At 43.0% G+C, this 5179-nt stretch carries 5 protein-coding genes; 1 reads left to right on the top strand and 4 read right to left on the bottom strand.

Annotated features, from left to right (window positions below; all coding sequences use genetic code 11):
• Positions 1-233 precede the first annotated feature (233 nt).
• Positions 234-1349 carry an AbrB family transcriptional regulator gene (locus AC1DLM_RS34640; RefSeq protein ID WP_441991905.1) on the top strand — a complete coding sequence of 372 codons (1116 nt, stop codon included), beginning with the start codon at positions 234-236 and terminating at the stop codon, positions 1347-1349.
• 21 nt (positions 1350-1370) lie between these two features.
• Here AC1DLM_RS34640 and AC1DLM_RS34645 read toward each other — a convergent pair whose 3' ends face one another.
• The 4 genes from AC1DLM_RS34645 to AC1DLM_RS34660 all read right to left on the bottom strand — a co-directional run.
• Positions 1371-1919, bottom strand: coding sequence for a GNAT family N-acetyltransferase (locus tag AC1DLM_RS34645; protein WP_441991906.1), 549 nt, complete (start codon positions 1917-1919; stop codon positions 1371-1373).
• The gene (locus AC1DLM_RS34650) at positions 1909-2619 is read right to left on the bottom strand and encodes an aspartate/glutamate racemase family protein (RefSeq protein ID WP_441991907.1); all 711 of its coding nucleotides are present in this window, start codon (positions 2617-2619) and stop codon (positions 1909-1911) included. The genes AC1DLM_RS34645 and AC1DLM_RS34650 overlap by 11 nt, the downstream gene beginning before the upstream one ends.
• A 19-nt stretch (positions 2620-2638) precedes the next feature.
• Positions 2639-3202, bottom strand: coding sequence for an MOSC domain-containing protein (locus AC1DLM_RS34655; RefSeq protein WP_441991908.1), 564 nt, complete (start codon positions 3200-3202; stop codon positions 2639-2641).
• A gap of 46 nt (positions 3203-3248) precedes the next feature.
• The coding region (locus tag AC1DLM_RS34660) for a DUF4132 domain-containing protein (protein WP_477572528.1) at positions 3249-5179 on the bottom strand (1931 nt) is incomplete at its 5' end.

Genomic DNA, 5179 nt, shown 5'->3' on the forward strand with positions numbered 1-5179 from the left:
GTCATTAGCTCACCTTGGGCTACCAACAATCGTGCTTGTTTGTCTAGTTCTAGTGCGTTTACACCTACTTCCTTCATCCCTGTTTGCCATTCCGCACGATACATCCTTCTTAAAATCACGATGAATTACCTCGACTTTCCGTGTTGGTTTTAGCCTTAAATGTGACCTATTTGAACGCATAGTAGAACTGTGCTAACATAAGTACAGTTCTGTCAAGGTGGTGAATTGGATCCATGGCAATAAATAAGATTTCCTTAAATAAACCCATGAAGCTGTTCATAGCTCTCATTACTGCCCTGTTAGGTGGTTACTTGTTCCAACTTCTACGTATTCCCATCCCGTGGCTGCTTGGCCCGATGATCGCGGTATTGATTGGTTCCAATGTGTTCAAAGAGCGATATGCATGGCCTACCCCGATTAGAAATGCAGGACTCATCATTGTCGGATACACGATAGGTCTCTCCATGACCGCGACAGCTTTACATGAAATGGCGATTCAACTGCCTTCCATGCTGCTCATGACATTGCTTTTAATGCTACTCTGCGTATTACTTGCCTACGTCATATCCAAGCTATCTCGGATTAACTTCAAAACAGCATTGCTCGGAAGCATACCTGGCGGGCTTACACAAATGGTTATTTTGGCGGAAGAGACAGAGGGTATCAATTTAACTATCGTGACCGTCTTGCAAGTCATTCGCCTTATGATGATCGTTATCAGTGTGCCGTTGCTGGTGTTTAGTCCGATTATGGGTAATCAGCATACCGCCCAAACTCTGATTCAATCGGTAACGACTACGTCTGCAAGCTGGGGTGCCCTAACACCGAATTTCTTCATTTTCGCCGTAGTCAGCATCAGTTGTGCACTTCTAGGTCATAAAATCAAATTTCCAACTGCCTTTTTGCTCGGCCCTGCCTTCAGTACGGCAATCATTCAACTCCTAGGACTTCATGGACCGGCGTTGCCAACAAGTATAATTAACGCAGCACAGATCATGATTGGTATCCAGGTAGGATTAATGCTCAAACCAGCCCAACTCAACCACAAGGTCCAGATCATTTCGCTTGCAATTGGCAGTAGTCTAGTCCTTCTTCTAGGCTCATTTGGACTCAGTTTTATTTTTATGCAGCTGCATGCCATCTCCAAATCAACGGCTTTACTTAGTCTCGCACCAGGCGGAATGGACCAGATGGGGATCATCGCTCACGAGATTAATGCTAATTTATCCGTGGTTGTTGGCTATCAGTTATTTCGCACTTTTTTCATCTTCTTTGCGGTACCACCACTATTACGTATGCTATTCAAATATAGCGCAACCAAAAAGATTATTAGAAATAGCCCCTCCTAATCAAGGAGTGGGCTATTCTCATTACCCTTTTACACGATAGGCTTTCTCATGATACTCAGTAATATAATCGAACAATTGTCTCCCGTCATGCTGTTCGAACGACCCAAAGCTCATATACATAGCCCGATAGGTTTCAGGGACCCAAATGTAGGAGTGCACATAATCGGTCAAATGAAATCCGGCTTTTTCCCAGAATCGAATTCGATCCGCATTTTCATTGGAAGGTTCCGCCTCGACCTCAATGACGATGCCCAGACAGCCTGCTTCGTTCTCTGCCCAATTTCGAATGTCACGCATACATGCCAAACCTACACCATGACCTCGCTGCTCTTGGCGAACCGCAATATAATCGATAATAAGAATTCGTGCTTTGATATTCAAAGCGGTAAGCGCCATTGCAACCACATCTTCATCAAGGCTCCACGTGTGCAGCATACAGATCCCTCTTTCGAACATGCTTCGAATGAGTGTACGATTTTTTCTACCATGTTCAGGAAAGGCTTCATTGTATACGTGCTCCGCTTTCTCCCAAAGCGCTTCATCCCACCGTGTCGTTATCTCATAAATCATGTTCAACATCCCTTAATGCAAAATCAACCGCATATTCAGCATGAATTTTCGTTGTATCGAACAATGGAACCGACGCATCCTGTTGAGCTATTAAAAGCGTAATTTCCGTACAGCCCAAAATAACTGCTTCTGCCCCTTCATTGACTAAATCTCGGATGATCTCTATATAGGATTGCTTGGAATCCTCCTTTATCGTTCCGAGACATAACTCTTCGTAGATAATATCATGAACAATTTTCCTTGCGGCTGCAGGAGGGACGAGTACTTCAAGATCATATTTCTCAACAAGTCTGCCTTTGTAGAAATCTTGTTCCATCGTAAAGGCTGTGCCGAGTAAAGCAACTTTCTTAATGCCAGCTTTTACGATCTCCATGGCAGTTGCATCCGCAATATGAAGCAACGGGATGGATACGGCGTCTTCAACTTCTTTGGCCATCTTGTGCATCGTATTCGTACAAATGACGATACAATCCGAACCGGCAGATGCCAGTTTTTGAGCGGAATCGATCATGACGCTTGTCGCTTCTTCCCATTTACCCTCATGCTGAAGCGTCTTAATCTCATGAAAATCCACCGAATACATGAGGCTTTTGGCCGAATGATGCCCACCTAATTTTTCCTTTACCCGCTGATTGATGATTTGGTAATAGAGCAAAGAGGATTCCCAACTCATACCACCAATTAATCCAATTGTTTTCATCCCGATTTCCTTTCATTCTCTATACTCGTTCGAGCGGACGATAGGGCTCCACAGGTAAGATAACGCGGATTTCATCACCAACTCGAACGTCTCCACCAGATAACACGATCCCCATCACTCCGGCCTTTCGGACGAGGTTGCCATTTGCATCATGATCCAATACGGCTTGCAACAACCCTGACTGGAAATGATCAATTTGCGCACATGGATTGCGGAGTCCAGTAATTTCAATGACAGCATCCACACCGATGGTTAGCTTTGTTCCGGTTGGTAATCCAAGTAAATCTATGCCACATGTTGTAATGTTTTCACCCAATTGACCGGGCTCTACGTGAAAACCTGAAACTTCTAACTCGTCGAATAACTCCGAATGAATGAGGTGAACCTGGCGAAGATTTGGTTGATCCGGATTTTGCGCAACACGTGAGCGATGCTTCACTGTTGTTCCCATGTGTGCATCGCCTTCCACGCCTAGTCCAGCCAGTAGCTTAATGCCCTCGAAAGTCTGTTTACTAAAAGAATGTGTTGCGTAACGGCTGGTCGACAGAACTTCTCCAATTTGAGATTCATGGTTTATGGCCATTTCTAACTCATCCTCTCCGATTTGAAAAACTCTTTTCAACCCTATTTTACTTCCAATCTTCCACAAAGCCAACTCGTGCTGACAACGCTTGATCTACTTCATACAAAATTTCGCTATAAAAATGATTTGGAATATCCGATGGGCGTATCAGATCTTCCGCCTGAATGTCACTGTAAATGTAAGGGCCTCTCTTCACTTTACCAGCTATATAAAAGACTAGATCATATACCGTCACAGTTTCATCCTCATACCCTACCGAAGTTCCACTAAAAGATAATTTCACGCCAACCCCAAAGTGTTCATTCTCTTTGAAAAATTCATCATAACCTCCCCCATCGACGATGGAACCGCGTTGCCAACCAGCCTTTGTTAACTTCCCTAGTAACGAGAATCCATTTACTTGCACGCCACCGAAGTCCTCAACACGAAGGGAATCGTTATGCTCAGGAATAAAAACTTTTCGATTCAATTGTTCGATAGGTTGAGTAATCTCAAGCTTTTCCAACTGCTCTCTCCATAATTCAAGGGAAGCTTGAATCAATTCTAGCKGGTGAATAAGTCGAATATAGCTATTCTCTTCCAGAACAACTACACGATGATCCGCAGAAATATAACTCCCATCATCCAGATAAAGGAAGGATTTCTGCAATTCTTTCCCCTCCGTATACGTCCMCCAAATTAAAGAGCGTGCAAAGAAATGTAAGATGGCATTCTCTATAAAAAGCGATTCCCACGCTTGCTTCGTCCAATACCGCCGCGTAGACATTGCTTGTTCTAAGCGGATTGCGATGGAATCCTTAACAAGCTTCAGCTCTTTCTTCAACTGTTTGAATTCATCCATTGCTAATTTAATTTGCGTTACATCCTCATGTTTCCTTGGAGTCGGCAATGATTTGTAGGTTTTGCCTTCTGCATCCTCAATTCGGATTTCCAACTTTTTCGTAAGTATCAGCTTCAGCTCTGAATCGCCAAATTGGAGTACTTGCTGACCAGTCGAATTGAAACCTAGATTAGAAATGATGCGGTCGGCAAGTTCCTCTGGGTCGATATCAAGTTCTTTAGAAGCTTTAGCTAAAGCTTCCTGAGCTGTTTTCTTTAATTGCTTAAACTTGCTCTTCCTAGCCAATTGATCAACAATAAGTAAGCCAGAATTCTTCTTTGAAAGCACTAATGCTTTCACTGTGTCTGCCGCTAGAGCTATTCTCGACTCTAATGGCCACTTCAGAATACAAGAGTGAAGTTGGTTAATCGATCGCTCATCGCCAAACATGGTCGCAAAAGCCATAATCCATTTCTTTTGAACATCGGCACCTGAYTCTAGCCAGTGCTGTAATAGAGACCAAGCAACTTGAGAAAGGTCCTCCGGTTCCAAATGTTCTGCCACCGACCGAGCTTCCCAATTCATAACGATCTCATTCTGAATTGCATACGTATAGAACAAATATTGGCTAATGACAGGTTCAATAATGTGTTGATTCTCTTTTAATCGGATAAGCGGTAATTCATCAAATGGAATCCAGTCAAGTTGTTGAAGCTTAGCATGTACGAGTTTGGCCCTGCAATAGGATGAGATATGGTCTTGGCTAATCGGTTCTTGATGTGTGATCTCCGGCTTTTCTTTTAAAATATTTAGAATAAGCATTTTGATTTTTTCATTTTTTTCTGAGTGTAGCAATAGCTCGAGCTCTATATGGGAAGGCTCATCATTCCAGCTGTTCAAGAGTTGCACCGCTGACTCTCTTATTGCAGGCTTCTTATGAATAAGATATGGTTTCACAAAAGGTAAAGCTCCAGGATATTCCCTAAGCAAATTGATAGTGGTATCCMTTACCACTTTATTATCATCCTTCAGATACGTGGAAATGAGAGGTATGTACTTTTCATTATTGGATTGGTAAAGCTCTTCGAGAAGAAACTTCTTCGTATATTTATTATCCTCCGAGTCCTGAAGAAGGGCTACTATGACTTCCCCTTGAT

The organism is Paenibacillus sp. 01T442, assembly GCF_056398345.1.

Bases quoted from the DNA above. Each gene is read 5' to 3' on its own strand.
- AC1DLM_RS34650 (WP_441991907.1), bottom strand. From the start codon at position 2,619: ATGAAAACAATTGGATTAATTGGTGGTATGAGTTGGGAATCCTCTTTG.
- AC1DLM_RS34640 (WP_441991905.1), top strand. From the start codon at position 234: ATGGCAATAAATAAGATTTCCTTAAATAAACCCATGAAGCTGTTCATA.
- AC1DLM_RS34655 (WP_441991908.1), bottom strand. From the start codon at position 3,202: ATGGCCATAAACCATGAATCTCAAATTGGAGAAGTTCTGTCGACCAGC.
- AC1DLM_RS34645 (WP_441991906.1), bottom strand. From the start codon at position 1,919: ATGATTTATGAGATAACGACACGGTGGGATGAAGCGCTTTGGGAGAAA.